This window comes from Oribacterium sp. P6A1 (assembly GCF_000702885.1).
GTDB lineage: Bacteria > Bacillota > Clostridia > Lachnospirales > Lachnospiraceae > Oribacterium.
Window position 1 is genome coordinate 1 of sequence record NZ_JNKO01000041.1, and the last position, 14993, is coordinate 14993.

The 14993-nt window shown below is 44.4% G+C and carries 12 protein-coding genes; all 12 read left to right on the forward strand.

The features are described from left to right. Positions 1-201: 201 nt before the first annotated feature. Positions 202-621, forward strand: coding sequence for a heavy-metal-associated domain-containing protein (locus T515_RS17220; protein ID WP_197026463.1), 420 nt, complete (start codon positions 202-204; stop codon positions 619-621). 98 nt (positions 622-719) lie between these two features. After that, the gene (locus T515_RS14650) at positions 720-965 is read left to right on the forward strand and encodes a FeoB-associated Cys-rich membrane protein (RefSeq protein ID WP_036612822.1); all 246 of its coding nucleotides are present in this window, start codon (positions 720-722) and stop codon (positions 963-965) included. A gap of 648 nt (positions 966-1613) precedes the next feature. After that, positions 1614-2696 carry an ABC transporter ATP-binding protein gene (locus tag T515_RS14655; protein ID WP_036612824.1) on the forward strand — a complete coding sequence of 361 codons (1083 nt, stop codon included), beginning with the start codon at positions 1614-1616 and terminating at the stop codon, positions 2694-2696. Continuing rightward, positions 2668-3516 (forward strand): ABC transporter permease, encoded by an 849-nt coding sequence (locus tag T515_RS14660; protein WP_036612826.1) that lies wholly within the window; start codon positions 2668-2670, stop codon positions 3514-3516. Before T515_RS14655 ends, T515_RS14660 begins: the two co-directional genes overlap by 29 nt. Beyond that, positions 3516-4304: an ABC transporter permease gene (locus tag T515_RS14665; RefSeq protein WP_036612828.1), complete on the forward strand. Its 789-nt coding sequence runs from the start codon at positions 3516-3518 to the stop codon at positions 4302-4304. The genes T515_RS14660 and T515_RS14665 overlap by 1 nt, the downstream gene beginning before the upstream one ends. A gap of 5 nt (positions 4305-4309) precedes the next feature. Further along, on the forward strand, positions 4310-5461 hold the full coding sequence (locus tag T515_RS14670) for an ABC transporter substrate-binding protein (RefSeq protein WP_081832856.1): 1152 nt from the start codon (positions 4310-4312) through the stop codon (positions 5459-5461). Between the two features lie 191 nt (positions 5462-5652). Continuing rightward, the gene (locus T515_RS14675; RefSeq protein WP_036612830.1) at positions 5653-6729 is read left to right on the forward strand and encodes a lactonase family protein; all 1077 of its coding nucleotides are present in this window, start codon (positions 5653-5655) and stop codon (positions 6727-6729) included. 93 nt (positions 6730-6822) lie between these two features. Beyond that, on the forward strand, positions 6823-8037 hold the full coding sequence (aroC, locus tag T515_RS14680) for a chorismate synthase (RefSeq protein ID WP_036612832.1): 1215 nt from the start codon (positions 6823-6825) through the stop codon (positions 8035-8037). Positions 8038-8183: 146 nt separating this feature from the next. Beyond that, positions 8184-9620, forward strand: coding sequence for a proline--tRNA ligase (proS, locus tag T515_RS14685; protein ID WP_036612845.1), 1437 nt, complete (start codon positions 8184-8186; stop codon positions 9618-9620). 209 nt (positions 9621-9829) lie between these two features. Then, positions 9830-11446: an SH3 domain-containing protein gene (locus tag T515_RS14690; protein ID WP_036612834.1), complete on the forward strand. Its 1617-nt coding sequence runs from the start codon at positions 9830-9832 to the stop codon at positions 11444-11446. An 85-nt stretch (positions 11447-11531) separates the two neighbouring features. After that, entirely contained in the window at positions 11532-12875 is a 1344-nt protein-coding gene (locus T515_RS14695) for a CCA tRNA nucleotidyltransferase (protein WP_036612836.1), read from the forward strand. A 246-nt stretch (positions 12876-13121) separates the two neighbouring features. Continuing rightward, positions 13122-14804, forward strand: a complete 1683-nt coding sequence (locus T515_RS14700; RefSeq protein ID WP_036612839.1) for a phospho-sugar mutase — start codon at positions 13122-13124, stop codon at positions 14802-14804. Positions 14805-14993 lie beyond the last annotated feature (189 nt).

Genomic DNA, 14993 nt, shown 5'->3' on the forward strand with positions numbered 1-14993 from the left:
GGAGATGGCGATAAGCCCGTCAAGCGCCTCATTGGGCGTTGTGCTTGCACAAAAGATCAAGGAGGCATTTGACGGGCAACGCGGAATCGACCATCGCCGATGGGAGATAGCGATAAGCCCGTCAAGCGCCAGGAGATATTGACAAAAAGGGTAATGTGGAATATATTAGTCAGAACTAACCCATATACCCTCATGGGGTATATGACACGAAATTTTAGATGGGAACAGATCATGGAAATTACGGGTATACCTTTTAACAGAACAGATATGGTTGTGCTCTTTATTCTGGCGATTCTTTTTATTTTTGGAATAAGAGTTGTGGTGAGCTTTTTCAAGCGTCCGGAAGCGCCTGAAGAGCTTAGGGAAGAAAATGGCATATATGAGGCGGGAAGCAGAGTGACAGTTACTATAGATGGAATGATGTGCGGCATGTGTGAGATACATGTAAAAGATGCCGTCCGTAAGGCTCAACCTGATGCGAAAGATGTTACGGCTTCCCATGAGTCCGGTAAAGTGCGGTTCACTTTAACGAAAGAAGAAAAAATAAGTGATCTTCTGTCTGCGCTTCACGAAACCATAGATCCACAGGGGTATCGTATAATAGATATGACCGGGAAATGACAGTATATGTATGTTGACATTTATTCTTTCAGGAAAAAACGGACAGCGTCAGTAAAAAAACAAAGCTATGGCATCAATTTGAAAAGAGAGAGGTTAAAATGGCGGATTTTATTGTTATAACAATACTCGTTATTGTCGCATTAATAATTATAAGAAAGCTTTACAAAGACTATAAAAAGTATGGCAGCTGCGCAGGATGTGCAGAAGCGCAGTTGGGGCATTGCAATCATGTGGGGCATAAGGAACTTGATGAGAGACGTGCCGAGCTTGACAGAATGAAACTCAACGAGGTTCAGAAAGCTATACTTGCCAAGAATGCAAGAAAAAAGTGTAAAAATAAATGACAGGATGATGCACTGCAATGCATCGCATTTGATATAGATGATATTTTTAAAGATGATTTAAAAATGTATGAATTTCTGATTAATTTTTCGTTGACGATATGAATATTTACTGTTAATATCGCAAAGGAAAAATGCGTGAAACAGAGATGTTTTACAAATGATTTTATTGATTGAGTAGCCGGCGGCATGCAAAGGTTCCCCGGGGGACTGGATACATGAAAGGTGGGCCCTGATAGAAAGGTCAGGAGGACTCAAATTTTATAAGTATTTAGCGGTATCTTATAAGGCGTTGCCGATAATCAGGATATCTGTCACCTAATTCTTTCTGGGTACGGGTATTGAGATTAACTGCTGAACGGGGCATATATGCTCCATCTTGTGAAACGATCAATAGGGTTGCCTTTGTAAGCACTCTGGGTGGACGAAATAAGAATTTAACTGAAGATATGCGGTTTATACTATTAAAGTAAAGAAACCGCCGGGTGTTAAGTCGGATAGTAAAGAACGACTTGGCAGTGTATTCTTCCAAGATAAAACCCGCTGCAGGCGGGAAGCATTTTCGTATGAGGTCGTTATACAGGCTGGAGCTTATATAGTTCCGGCCTGTTTTTTATTTATACGTAAATATCATACATGGAGGAAAATGTTTTGAGTAGAAATCTTTTGGAATTACAGAATATCACCAAGTCTTATGACGGACAGTTGATACTTGATGATCTTACACTTGATATACATGAAAACAGTTTCGTTACATTTCTTGGACCTTCAGGCTGCGGTAAGACCACAACTCTCCGTATCATCGGCGGTTTTGAAAAGCCTGACAAGGGCAGGGTACTTTTTGACGGTAAAGACATTACCAATCTTCCGGCGAACAAGCGTCAGTTAAACACTGTGTTTCAGAAGTATGCCCTGTTCCCTCACATGAGCATCGAGGAAAACATTGCCTTCGGCCTGAGGATAAAGAATAAGTCGGAAAGCTATATTAAGGACAAGATAAAGTATGCTCTGAAGCTTGTGAATCTTGACGGATTCGAGAAACGTTCCATCGATTCCCTTTCGGGAGGTCAGCAGCAGCGTATCGCCATAGCGAGAGCTATCGTAAATGAGCCCAGACTTCTGCTTCTTGATGAGCCGTTGGGAGCACTTGACCTTAAGCTTCGTCAGGAAATGCAGTATGAGCTTATAAGACTGAAGAATGAGCTGGGAATCACATTTATATATGTAACTCACGATCAGGAAGAGGCTCTCACCATGTCTGACTATGTGGTGGTTATGAACCAGGGCTACATCCAGCAGGCAGGAAGTCCGGAGCAGATCTACAATGAGCCGGAGAATGCTTTCGTTGCAGACTTCATCGGAGATTCCAATATAGTTCCCGGTGTTATGCTCAGGGATTATCTGGTGCGTATCTTCGGAGCTGAGTTTAAGTGTATCGATGCCGGTTTCGGAGTCAACAAGCCTGTGGATGTTGTTATACGTCCTGAGGATGTGGAGATAGTTGATGACGATGATCCAAGGGCTATTCTTCACGGAGAGATGACACACATCATCTTTAAGGGCGAGATTTACGAGATGGAGTGTACAACTCCTGATGGTTTTGAGTGGCTCATTCACTCAACGGAGCTTCATGAGCCGGGAAAGAAGGTCGGACTTTACGTTAAGCCTTCCAACATCCAGATCATGAACAAGCCTGAATCTGAAGATGAGGAGGCGCTGGGAGTTGAAGAATAAATCATCAAGATATCTGGCTTCGCCATATATTATATGGATAGTGGGATTCATAGTTATACCGCTTCTCACCATCGTTTATTACGGTTTTACGGATAGGAGCGGGGCATTTACCCTCAGCAATCTCGCAGAGATACTTGTATGGGAGAACTACAGGCCGCTTTACCGTTCACTGATACTTTCGGCGGCAAGTACTCTTATCTGTTTCCTGCTGGCATATCCTCTTGCCATGATACTCCGCTGGTACAAGATAGGAAGAGGATCCATCATAGTGTTTATATTCATCCTTCCCATGTGGATGAATTCATTGCTTCGCATACTCGCGTGGCAGACGCTTCTGGAACGAAAGGGAGTCATTAACGGAATACTTACAGCCATGCATCTTCCGGAGCAGCATCTTATAAATACTACTGCGGCTGTGCTTATCGGAATGGTTTACGATTTCCTTCCCTTTATGATATTGCCCCTCTATAACGCTCTTATGAAGATAGATGACAATACCATAAATGCGGCATATGACCTTGGTGCCAGCTTCTGGCAGGTGCTTACAAAAATCATGCTTCCGCTGACGGTTCCCGGTATAGTGTCCGGAGTTACCATGGTATTCGTTCCCGCCCTTACAACATTTGCAATTTCCAACATGCTGGGCGGCGGCAAGATTTATCTCATCGGTAATGTCATCGAGCAGGAGTTCATGCAGGATTCGGACTGGAATCAGGGGTCGGGACTTAGTCTTGTGCTGATGATGTTTGTTATTGTTTCAATGCTTATCGTTAATCATTTTGACGATAAGAAGGATATGGGAAGAGGAGGAGTTATCTGATGGAAAAGTTAAAAGATACTCTTTCACAGTGTTATCTTGCTTTCATAGTTCTGTTTATGTATGCGCCTATTGTTACCCTTGTGGCACTGTCTTTTAACAATGGACGTTCAAGAGCACAGTGGTCAGGCTTTACATTTGACTGGTATGCTGAGATGTGGGCGGATCAGGCTATCATGGCGGCACTAAGAAACACCATAATCATAGCTTTTGTATCGGCCTTTATCGCTACGGTTCTTGGAACCATAGCGGCAATAGGCATTAACAATATGAGATCTGTATCCAGAAATACAGTCATGAGCATCACAAATATTCCGATGCTCAATGCGGATATAGTTACAGGTATATCCATGATGCTTTGCTTTATTGCATTCGGTGTATCACTGGGATTTCATACCATTCTTATTGCACATATAACATTTAACCTGCCTTATGTAATCTTAAGTGTAATGCCTAAGGTGAGACAGGCCAGCAAGGATACCTACGAGGCTGCGCTTGATCTTGGGGCTACACCGGTTCAGGCCTTCTTTAAGGTTGTGCTTCCGGAACTTATGCCGGGAGTCACTTCAGGCTTTATGCTGGCATTTACCATGAGTCTTGATGATTTCATCATCACTCACTTTACAAGAGGTGCTGGAATCGACACTATATCAACCCTCGTATACAGCCAGGTGAGAAAGGGCATCAAGCCAACAATGTATGCTTTATCCACAGTTATCTTCCTGACGGTTTTTGTGGTTTTGATGATCGGTAATTTTGCTCCGGAATGGTTAAAGAAAAGAAGGAAATGATGAAAATGGATGGAAGAAAAGGTACCGGGCTTTTGAAAATCTTTGGAAACAGGACCATAATGGCGGCAGTGTCCATGGTCGTCATAGCCGGTATATCGGTATCTCAAGTGGGATGCGGTACAACAGAGAAAGACATTGAGGAGATACCGACTCCCCTCAAGAATACATTATATGTATACAATGCGGGTGAGTACATTGATCCTGAGCTCATAGATATGTTTGAAGAGGAGACGGGGATAAATGTTGTGTACGATGTCTTCGAGACCCTTGAGGAGATGTATCCGGTTATTGAAGCGGGCGGAGTAGTTTATGACTGTGTATGTCCTTCGGATTATATGATAGAGAAGATGCTTCAGAACAATCTTCTCCAGGAAATCAACTACGACAATATACCTAATATCAAGTATATAGGTGAAGATTATCTGAAGATGGCATCAGAGTTCGATCCCGGCAATAAATATTCAGTTCCGTATACCTGGGGAACTGTCGGTATTCTTTACAATACAAGGATGCTTGATGAACTAGGGGTACCATACCCTACAAAGTGGTCGGATCTTTGGAATCCGAAGCTTAAGAATGAGATACTTATGCAGGACTCGGTAAGAGATGCATTTATGGTGGCGCTGAAGAAGAACGGATACAGCTGCAACACAGAGGATCCTTCTGAGCTGGATACAGCTATGAGGGATCTCATAGATCAGAAGCCAATAGTTCAGGCATACGTTATCGATCAGGTAAGAGATAAGATGATCGGTGAAGAGGCGGCAGTAGGAGTTATCTACTCCGGGGAGATCCTTTATGTTCAGGATGAGCTGGATGGAACCGATGTAAATGTTGAATACGCTATTCCCGAAGAGGGAACGAATCTTTGGATCGATGCCTGGGTTATTCCCAAGAATGCCAGAAACAAGGAGTATGCGGAAAAGTGGATCAATTTCCTGTGCAGACCGGATGTTGCCGCTAAGAATTTTGAATATATAACATACTCCACTCCCAACACAGGCGCTCTTGAGCTTCTGGATGAGGAGTATCTTGAGAATAAAGCGGTATTCCCTGACACAAAGGAGCTGCTAAAAACTTCCGAGTTCTACCACTATCTGGGATCTGAGGGAGACGCCCTTTACAACAACCGCTGGAAAACTGTTAAGTCGAGCTGAAATATTGCAAAAACCTCCCATTTTGTGCATGCACAGATGGGAGGTTTTTTGTTGATACTTATGACACTTATGTCATCAAATTCATACCATCTATTAAATGATAATATTGTAACAATACATCTATGTGTGATAGAATTAAGAATATTTTATGGAGAAGTGCGCCCATTTTCGGACGTCAGGAGAGGCATAACATGAAAGATAAATACATGGCATATATTGGCTCATACAGTTATACAGGGCATGCAAAGGGAATCACTGTATGTGATGTTGATGTTGAGAAGGGAGTTTTGACCAAGAGAACAGAGATAGAGGTGAACAATTCCTCCTATCTTGTTGCTTCAAGAGATCAGAGAACTTTATATTCCATTTCGGATGAGGGTATAGTTTCTTTCAGAATCCTTGAAAACGGAGCTCTCAGCAAGCTCAATACAAGAAATATCAGAGGTATGAGAGGATGTCATCTTGCCATAGATCAGTATGATGAGTACATCATGGTTTCCGGATATCATGACGGCAAGGCCACACTTCTTAAGCTGGAAAAGGATGGTTCTGTGGGACCTATCATCGATGGAGTATATGACAAGGGCATCGGTTCCGTTGCAGAGAGAACATTCCGTCCTCATGTTTCATGCGCAAGAATGACTGATGACCAGAAGTATATCCTTGTTGCGGATCTCGGGATAGATCAGGTAAGAGTATTCAGATTCGACAAGGCCGACGGTAAGATGCGTCAGATCGATACCATTCGCTGCCAGCTTAAGTCAGGTCCAAGACATTTCCGCTTTTCACCGGATCGTAAATATCTCTACCTTATGTATGAGGTTAAGAATGTTATCGACGTTTACCGTTTTGCCGAGGGCAAGGGACCTAATGAGATAAACATTGAAAAGATTCAGGAGATCTCCACTCATAATGATGATCAGGACAATCCGCTTATTGCGGCAGTACAGATGCGCTTCTCTCCTGATAAGGACGCAAAGCATGTTTTCTGTTCAAATGCCGGAAACGATACAGTTACTATTTTTGATCGTGACGTGGAAACAGGGCTTCTTACTATGAAGGGAAGTCTTCCTATCGCAGGTATATATCCAAAGGATTTCTGCATCTTCCCGGATGAGAAGCATATTGCTGTGGCAAACCATGAATCAGGTTCCGTAACATTCTTCAATGTAGATTACGAGAACGGACTTCTTGTTATGAGTGCAAGAGATGTGCAGGTTGACGAGCCCAACTGTATATGCATGGTGAAGCTCCCTGCAGGCAGATGACAGGATAAAATGTAAAATTGCAGAGACTGTTAACAGGTGATTGAGGGGTAATTTATTACCCCTCTTTGTACAATAAAGACTTGAGAGGTTCAGATGGCTGGAAATACTTTTGGAAAACTTTTTAGGATAACAACATTCGGTGAATCTCATGGACCGGCACTTGGAGTGGTGATAGACGGATGTCCTGCGGGACTTCAGCTTTCAGAGGCTGACATTCAGCCATACATGGACAGAAGAAAGCCGGGACAGAATCAGAAGACAACCGCAAGAAAGGAAGAGGACAGGATAGAGATCCTTTCCGGAGTTTTTGAGGGTATCACAACAGGAACACCTATCGCCATGATAGTGAGAAACAGCGATCAGCACAGTAAGGATTATTCCGATATCGCTCACGTTTTTCGTCCGGGACATGCGGATTACGGCTTTTTTCAGAAATACGGGCTGAGAGACTACCGTGGGGGAGGCCGTTCCAGCGGGAGAGAGACATTGGCCCGTGTTGCGGGAGGGGCCGTGGCTGCCAAGGTTCTTTCCGAGATAGGCATCACAGTTGATGCAGAAGTCACAGAGCTTGCGGGAATAGATGTCACAACCGAAGCCGGTCGTGAAGCTGCGGATGCAAGGATACTGGAACTCAAGGAGGAACAGGACAGCGCCGGAGGAGTGGTTACCTGTTTTGTGAACAATATGCCTACGGGTATAGGAGAGCCGGTGTTCGATAAACTGGATGCGAATCTTGCAAAGGCCGTTATGTCCATAGGAGCTGTGAAGGCCGTTGAGATAGGAGACGGAACAAAGGTATCCAGGATGAGAGGCTCCGAGAACAATGACGGTTTTGAAGCGGTTGCCATAGAGATAGCGCCTGATGAGGACGATGAAGAAAACGAGGATATCGAACATGAGCCAAGCCTTCAGGAGATAAACAATTTCAGAACCCTGAACGGTCTGGAGGCTTTGGATGAAGCGGAATATGAGGAGATGCTTGCAAACGGTGAGTTTGACGGCACAGAGGAGGTATTTCAGGTCACCAGCAACCATGCCGGCGGAATCCTTGGGGGCATGTCAGACGGAGCTGAGATAGTGCTCAGGGCTTATTTTAAGCCTACCCCTTCCATTGCCCGTCCTCAGAAAACCGCTAATGAAGAGGGCGACAATGTTACCATTTCAATCAAGGGAAGACATGATCCGACAGTTGTGGAACGTGCCAATGTTGTTGTTGAGTGCATGGTGGCCATCACCATACTTGATTCTCTCCTTGAGAACATGGGATGCAAGATGGATAATCTGAGGGAGATATATCCTGAAGACTGATCTTTCCAAACTTCTTTTTTGGGCTAAAGTCTTGTAAAAGAATATTGCCGTTGTTACAATGGATGGGCAAAATAAACCCGCTTAGGCAAGGCACAAAGGAAGTGCGCTGATGCCGAAGCAAATATATGATAAGAAAGGCTATTGATATGGCAGACAAGAAACTTGTGGAGCAGATTACTCCTATGGAGGAGGACTTTGCTCAGTGGTACACAGATGTTGTTAAGAAAGCAGAGCTTTGTGATTACAGTTCAGTAAAGGGATTCATGGTAATCCGTCCTGCAGGATATGCTCTTTGGGAGAACTACATGAACGTTCTCGATAAGATGTTCAAGGAGACAGGGGTTCAGAATGTTGCTATGCCTATGCTCATTCCTGAGTCACTTCTTCAGAAAGAGAAGGATCACGTTGAAGGTTTTGCACCTGAGGTTGCATGGGTAACCGAAGGCGGTCAGAAGAAGCTTGAGGAGAGAATGTGCGTTCGTCCTACTTCCGAGACTTTATTCTGTGACTATTTTGCAAAGGTGGTTAAGTCTTACAGAGATCTTCCTCAGGTTCTCAATCAGTGGGTATCTGTAGTTCGCTGGGAGAAGACAACCAGACCTTTCCTCAGAACCAGAGAGTTCTTATGGCAGGAGGGTCATACTGTTCATGCAACTGCTGAAGAAGCAGAGGAGAGAACAGTACAGATGCTTAACATCTACGCAGACTTCACTGAGCATTATCTTGCTATTCCGGTTGTAAGAGGTCAGAAGACCGAGAAGGAGAAGTTTGCAGGTGCAGTAGCTACATATACAATTGAGGCTCTTATGCATGACGGTCAGGCTCTTCAGTGTGGTACATCCCACAACTTCGGATCTGATTTTGCCAAGGCCTTTGACGTTCAGTTCCTTGATAAGGACAATCAGCTTAAGCCTGTACATGAGACTTCATGGGGGTATACAACCCGTATGATCGGTGCCCTCATCATGGTTCACGGAGATGATTCAGGTCTTAAGATACCACCTCGTATCGCGCCTGTTCAGATTTGTGTACTTCCTATCCAGCAGAAGAAGGAAGGTGTTCTTGATAAGGCTTATGCTTTGAAGGATCAGCTTATCAAGGCCGGTTTCCGTGTAAAGGTTGATGACAGCGACAAGTCACCGGGATTCAAGTTCGCTGATTGTGAGGTAAGAGGCATTCCTCTCCGTGTAGAGATCGGACCTAAGGATATCGAGGCAGGTCATGCTGTTCTCGTACGCCGTGATACACGTGAGAAGATACAGGTTCCATTTGAGAATCTCAATGAAGAGGTGGCAAGAGTTCTTGAGCAGATTCAGAATGATATGTTTGAGAAGGCTAAGCAGTTCCTTCAGGATCACACTTCATCTGCAACAAACATGGATGAGCTTGTAGAGATAGTTAATACAAAGAAGGGCTTTGTTAAGGCTATGTGGTGCGGATGCCGTGAGTGCGAAGACAAGCTTAAGGACATGTCAGGTATCACTTCAAGATGTATACCGTTTGAGCAGGAACAGGTAAGCGACAAGTGCGTTGTCTGCGGAAAGCCTGCCACAAAGATGGTTTACTGGGGAAGAGCATATTGATTCAGACACATAAAACGGGTTCTCTTCAAGAGGACTCGTTTTTCTTTTATGCGTGATACGGCCTTCAGGCGAATACTTGTATTCATTTGAAGGCCAACGCGGCATCGAGTGGGGGGATGAAATCAGCTCTACTCGATTTACAGGATTCTGCTATAATCGATGTGGCCCGGTTAATCAAAAGTACATTACCGGAATGAAAGGTTTATATTATGAGTTTTGATGAAGGAAGAATTTTACTGTTCCAGAGGGACAAGGTGGAGCTGGATGCATTGTTGAATGAGGATAAGAGTCTTAGAGAAGCAGGCATCCGGCTTTCGGAAAGCTTCCATCAGGAGAAGCTTACAGAACTTAGAAAAAAACTTGAAGAGGAATCTGCAGGAATATACAGTAAGGCTTTGCATAATGATTTTAATGTCACTGTAGCCACAAGATATGCGGACAGCAAAGAAGCATACGGGGATATACTTTTTAAAAATGATGTGAGGATCCCTGATGTGGGGGTTCGTTCATATAAACTTGTGGGGGCCATGAAGGAAATGCACCTTCTGATAGGCTGTGGTGACGGTAGTGGAAATGCTGATTTTCCTGTGGATAAGGATATAAACATTGATCTTGGAAAGAGAGCTTTTCAGGCAGGTGAGGTGAAGATCTATTTTCACTACATCGATGATCGGAGAATCATAGTTGAAGTATTTGGCGGAGAAGAGTATCTGTTTTCGGAGGAAGTGAGGCTTGGTGCCGGGGCTTCAGCAGAAAAAAACTGTGTGGACAGAAATATTCATCCGGATATAGAGGATGTGGATATCAGTGAAAGTGAAGTTCCGGATACAGCAAAAAGAATAGACAGCCTGCCGGTAGGAGCCCTGAAAAAGGATGGAACTCTGGATATCTCAGGACTGGTAGATCAGAAACTTTATCTTCTTGCCATTAATTTCATAAAAAAAAGAAAGTATAAAAAAGCAGAGGACTGTCTCAGGGATCTTTCGGATAAAGGAGATCAAAAGGCTAAGGAGCTTCTTCAGTATCTTTATGATGAAGTTTTTACGGATGACCTTCAGGCTTTAATTACCCTTGCGGACAGCTGCATCGAGAAAAATGATCCGGAGTCCCTTGCCGAGGCGGAGGAGATCGCCGGAACACTTTACGAAAAGGGACATCCCCTTGCTGATTTCATTCTCGGAGAATGTCATATCAGCAGAAACAGTGATATCTATGATACAGCCGAAGCTCTTAACTGTTTCAGAAGGTTTATATCAGCTTCTTCGGGAGAAGAGGCCGGTGAAAGGTATTTAATTGCAGCACATTACAGTGCCCTTATAATCTTTAATGATAAAGATGCGTCCCTGCCTATGCTTAGGGAGGCCCTTCGGTATGCTCTTCTGGTAAGTGAAGCAAATCCCGGGGATTCCGGCATTTCAGGTCTTATAGATAAACTAAATGAACGCATCGAGCTTCTTGGCCGCAAAAAGATAAGAAAAAAGCTGATAATATCTGCTGCAGCTATTTTAGCAGCAGCGGCAGCTGCGTTTCTGATATTCCGGATAGCAGGTTCAGGCAGCGGTATTTCCGGTATAGATCCGCTGAACAGAAGCAATTCCGAAAGCGGTACCCGGGAAAAGAGCTATATCGTAACGGTTGATGCGGCCAATATACGATCCGGTCCGGGGATGGATTATGAAGTGGTATCAAGCAGAGAAAACGGAGAGACATTGGCAGGAACCGGAAATGAAGAAAAGGCTTCCGATGGATCCTGGTATGAGATATATTTAAGTGCCGACAGATCTTCTACCGGATGGGTCAGCGCAAAGGTTGTTTCGGAAAGCTGACGGCATCTGGAAAAGACCGGGGCACCTGCATCGGTTTTGTGAATGAAAAGCGATGGATTTTAATTCCGAAATAAGAGGATGATGAATGAATAAAATAACATTACCGGAAAATGTAAAATATATAATCGGACGTCTGGAAGAGGCGGGCTATGAGGCATACGCCGTGGGGGGATGTGTGAGAGACAGTCTCTTGGGAAGGCTTCCGGAGGATTGGGACATAACCACAAGTGCAAAGCCTGAGGAGGTAAAGCGGGTTTTCCGTAGAACCATAGATACCGGAATACAGCATGGAACGGTGACTGTTCTCATGCCGGCCCATAAAATTTCCGGGGAAGAGGGCTCCGATTCCGGAGAAATGACTTCAGAGGGAGCCGGTGATAATCAGAGCAATAATAAGACAGGCGGCGGTTTTGTGGGATATGAGGTAACTACATACCGGATCGACGGAGAATATCTGGATGGAAGACATCCCAGTGAAGTGATTTTCACACCATCACTTCATGAGGATCTGGCCCGCAGGGACTTCACCATAAATGCTATGGCGGTCAATGATAAGACCGGGGTGGTGGATGATTTTTCAGGACTTCAGGATATGGAGAGAAGAGTCATAAGGGCTGTTGGAGATCCTGTTCAGAGATTTACCGAGGATGCCTTAAGAATGCTTAGAGCCCTCAGATTTTCCGCCCAGCTGGATTTTGAAATCGATAAGCATACCTATGAGGCTATAAAGGAGCTTGCGCCTAATCTCATGCATGTTTCAAAGGAGAGGATAAATGTTGAGCTTACCAAGCTTCTCATGTCAGATCATCCTGAGTATATAGCCCTTGTGTCTGACAGTGGACTCTCTTCGTATATTTCAGAGCATTTTGACGATGCTTTTGACGTTTCCAATGAACAGGGCGCGCCTTATCCGGACATCCGTCAGTGGATACCTTCCGGTATTCCAAAGAAAAGATATATCAGATGGGGTACCTTTTTAAGAGCTGTTCCCGAGGAAGCAAAGCTCATACTTAAAGAGCTCAAAATGGATAACGACACCATCAACAAGGCCCGTATCATATCAGGACTTTTTAATGAAGATCTGCCTGAAAGCATCTATGAGGTGAGAAAGACCCTCTCGGTTATAGGCTATGATACTTATTATGCATTTCTTGACGCTGATGAATGTCTTTCCATGCAGTACAGCGGTGAGGAGTCTGCAAGACGTCTTGAAAGGATAAGAGCCACAAGAAAGCATGTGGATGCCATTCGTGATGCGGGAGACTGCATCAGCCTGAGTGAGCTCCAGGTTACCGGAAAGGACCTTATGGATATAGGCATACCTAAAGGACCTCAGATAGGCATGGTCCTCCATGAGCTTTTGGATGAGGTTTTAAAGGTGCCTTCAAGAAACCGTAAAGAGGTACTGCTTTCTCTGGCAGGAAAATGAGTTTTTTTCACTGCATAAAGTAAATGATCCAAAATTCACTGCAAATAATAAAAAACAGTGGATATTTCTGTGGAAGATTGCCTGCTTTTAATAAAATCTACACTCTAAGTTTGTAAGAAGATACGTAATACTGCATTATGATACTTGATGCGAATCCTTTAAATTGATATATTTATAGTTGGTTTTAATGCTTTTTTGTTGTAAAACATACAAAAATACAGTATCCAGGATTAGAAAGGGGTTTTTATGTATCAAGAGGATTATGAGCGCTGGCTTGCTGCCGACCTCCAGGATGTTGATTTAAAGACAGAGCTTCAAAACATAAAGGGTGATGATGAAGCTATAAAGGACCGATTTGCAGTTGCTTTAAAGTTTGGAACAGCAGGTCTTAGAGGAACGCTGGGAGCCGGAACCAACCGCATGAATATCTGGGTGGTTCGTCAGGCTACACAGGGAGTTGCAGACTGGGTAAAGACTCAGGGAGGCACACAGACTGTTGCCATCAGCTATGACTCTCGTTTAAAGGGATGGAATTTTGCACGGGAAGCGGCAGGAGTTCTTGCTGCAAACGGCATCAATGTCCGTATTTATGATGAGCTTATGCCTGTACCTGCTCTTTCTTTTGCAACACGTTACTATAACTGCAATGCAGGTATCATGGTGACAGCATCACACAACCCTGCAAAGTATAACGGTTATAAGGCTTACGGTCCCGATGGATGTCAGATGACAGACGACGCAGCAGCAGTTGTTTACAATCAGATCCAGAAGACAGATGTTCTTACAGGTGCAAAGTACATAAGCTTTGCGGAAGGTGTTGAGAGAGGCCTTATAAAGTTTGTGGGAGAGGACTGTAAGATGGGACTTTATGATGCCATTGAGTCACGCCAGGTTCGTCCGGGTGCGGCAAAGGGCTCAGGACTCAAGCTTGTTTACACACCTCTTAACGGTACGGGACTTGTTCCTGTAACAAAGGTTCTCAATGATATCGGAATTGATGACATCACCATCGTTCCGGAGCAGGAGTATCCAAACGGTTACTTCACAACCTGTTCTTATCCGAATCCGGAGATCTTTGCAGCCATGGAAAAGGGACTTGAGCTTGCCAAGAAGACAGACGCTGATCTCCTTCTTGCAACTGACCCGGATGCCGATCGTGTAGGTATCGCCATGAAGTGTCCTGACGGTACCTATGAGCTTGTTACAGGTAATGAGATGGGAGTTCTCCTTCTTGATTACATCTGTGCAGGACGTAAGGAAAAGGGAACTATGCCTGAGAAGCCGGTAGCTGTCAAGTCTATCGTTTCCACACCTCTTGCCAATGCTGTAGCAGAGCACTATGGGGTTGAACTGAGAGAAGTTCTTACAGGTTTCAAGTGGATCGGTGACCAGATTGCGCGTCTTGAAGCAGCAGGAGAAGTTGAGAGATTCATTTTCGGATTTGAGGAGTCCTACGGATATCTTTCAGGTTCCTATGTAAGAGATAAGGATGCTGTTGTAGGCTCTATGCTTATCTGTGAGATGGCAGCATACTACCGTTCCATCGGATCATCCATCAAGCAGAGACTTGAGGAGATCTACAAGGAGTACGGCCGTTACCTCAACAAGGTTGATTCTTTTGAGTTCCCTGGACTCAGCGGTATGGACAAGATGGCATCAATCATGGAAGGTCTTCGCAAGGAAGCGCCTTCAGACTTTGCAGGCAAGAAGGTGGTTAAGATAACTGACTATGAGAAGCCTGAGGAGACAGGTCTTCCAAAGGCCAATGTTCTCATTTATACTCTTGAGGACGGTTCATCTGTGGTTGTAAGACCTTCAGGTACAGAACCAAAGATCAAGACTTACTTCACAACTCTCGGTAAGGATCTTCAGGAGGCTGAGGCAGAGAAAGAAAAGCTTGCAGCAGCCATCGCACCTATTCTTGAGTGAAGATGACGGAATCTCAGCGGATTCTGCTCTGATTGAAGCATGATACAAATGATGATAGAATTAGGCTGTCGCTTCGGCGACAGCTTTTCTTTTTTTGCGATAAGCCCGTCAAGCGCTCTCTTGGGCGTTGAGTTTACACATAAGACCAAGAGAGCATTTGACGGGCAACGTAGAATCGACCATCTTTGA

What these genes read in the sequence shown, in the direction of transcription:
- T515_RS14675 (WP_036612830.1), top strand. Translation starts at nt 5,653, where the DNA reads ATGAAAGATAAATACATGGCATATATTGGCTCATACAGTTATACAGGG.
- proS (WP_036612845.1), top strand. Translation starts at nt 8,184, where the DNA reads ATGGCAGACAAGAAACTTGTGGAGCAGATTACTCCTATGGAGGAGGAC.
- T515_RS14690 (WP_036612834.1), top strand. Translation starts at nt 9,830, where the DNA reads ATGAGTTTTGATGAAGGAAGAATTTTACTGTTCCAGAGGGACAAGGTG.
- T515_RS14665 (WP_036612828.1), top strand. Translation starts at nt 3,516, where the DNA reads ATGGAAAAGTTAAAAGATACTCTTTCACAGTGTTATCTTGCTTTCATA.
- T515_RS14695 (WP_036612836.1), top strand. Translation starts at nt 11,532, where the DNA reads ATGAATAAAATAACATTACCGGAAAATGTAAAATATATAATCGGACGT.
- T515_RS14660 (WP_036612826.1), top strand. Translation starts at nt 2,668, where the DNA reads ATGAGGAGGCGCTGGGAGTTGAAGAATAAATCATCAAGATATCTGGCT.
- T515_RS14670 (WP_081832856.1), top strand. Translation starts at nt 4,310, where the DNA reads ATGGATGGAAGAAAAGGTACCGGGCTTTTGAAAATCTTTGGAAACAGG.
- T515_RS17220 (WP_197026463.1), top strand. Translation starts at nt 202, where the DNA reads ATGACACGAAATTTTAGATGGGAACAGATCATGGAAATTACGGGTATA.
- T515_RS14700 (WP_036612839.1), top strand. Translation starts at nt 13,122, where the DNA reads ATGTATCAAGAGGATTATGAGCGCTGGCTTGCTGCCGACCTCCAGGAT.
- T515_RS14650 (WP_036612822.1), top strand. Translation starts at nt 720, where the DNA reads ATGGCGGATTTTATTGTTATAACAATACTCGTTATTGTCGCATTAATA.
- aroC (WP_036612832.1), top strand. Translation starts at nt 6,823, where the DNA reads ATGGCTGGAAATACTTTTGGAAAACTTTTTAGGATAACAACATTCGGT.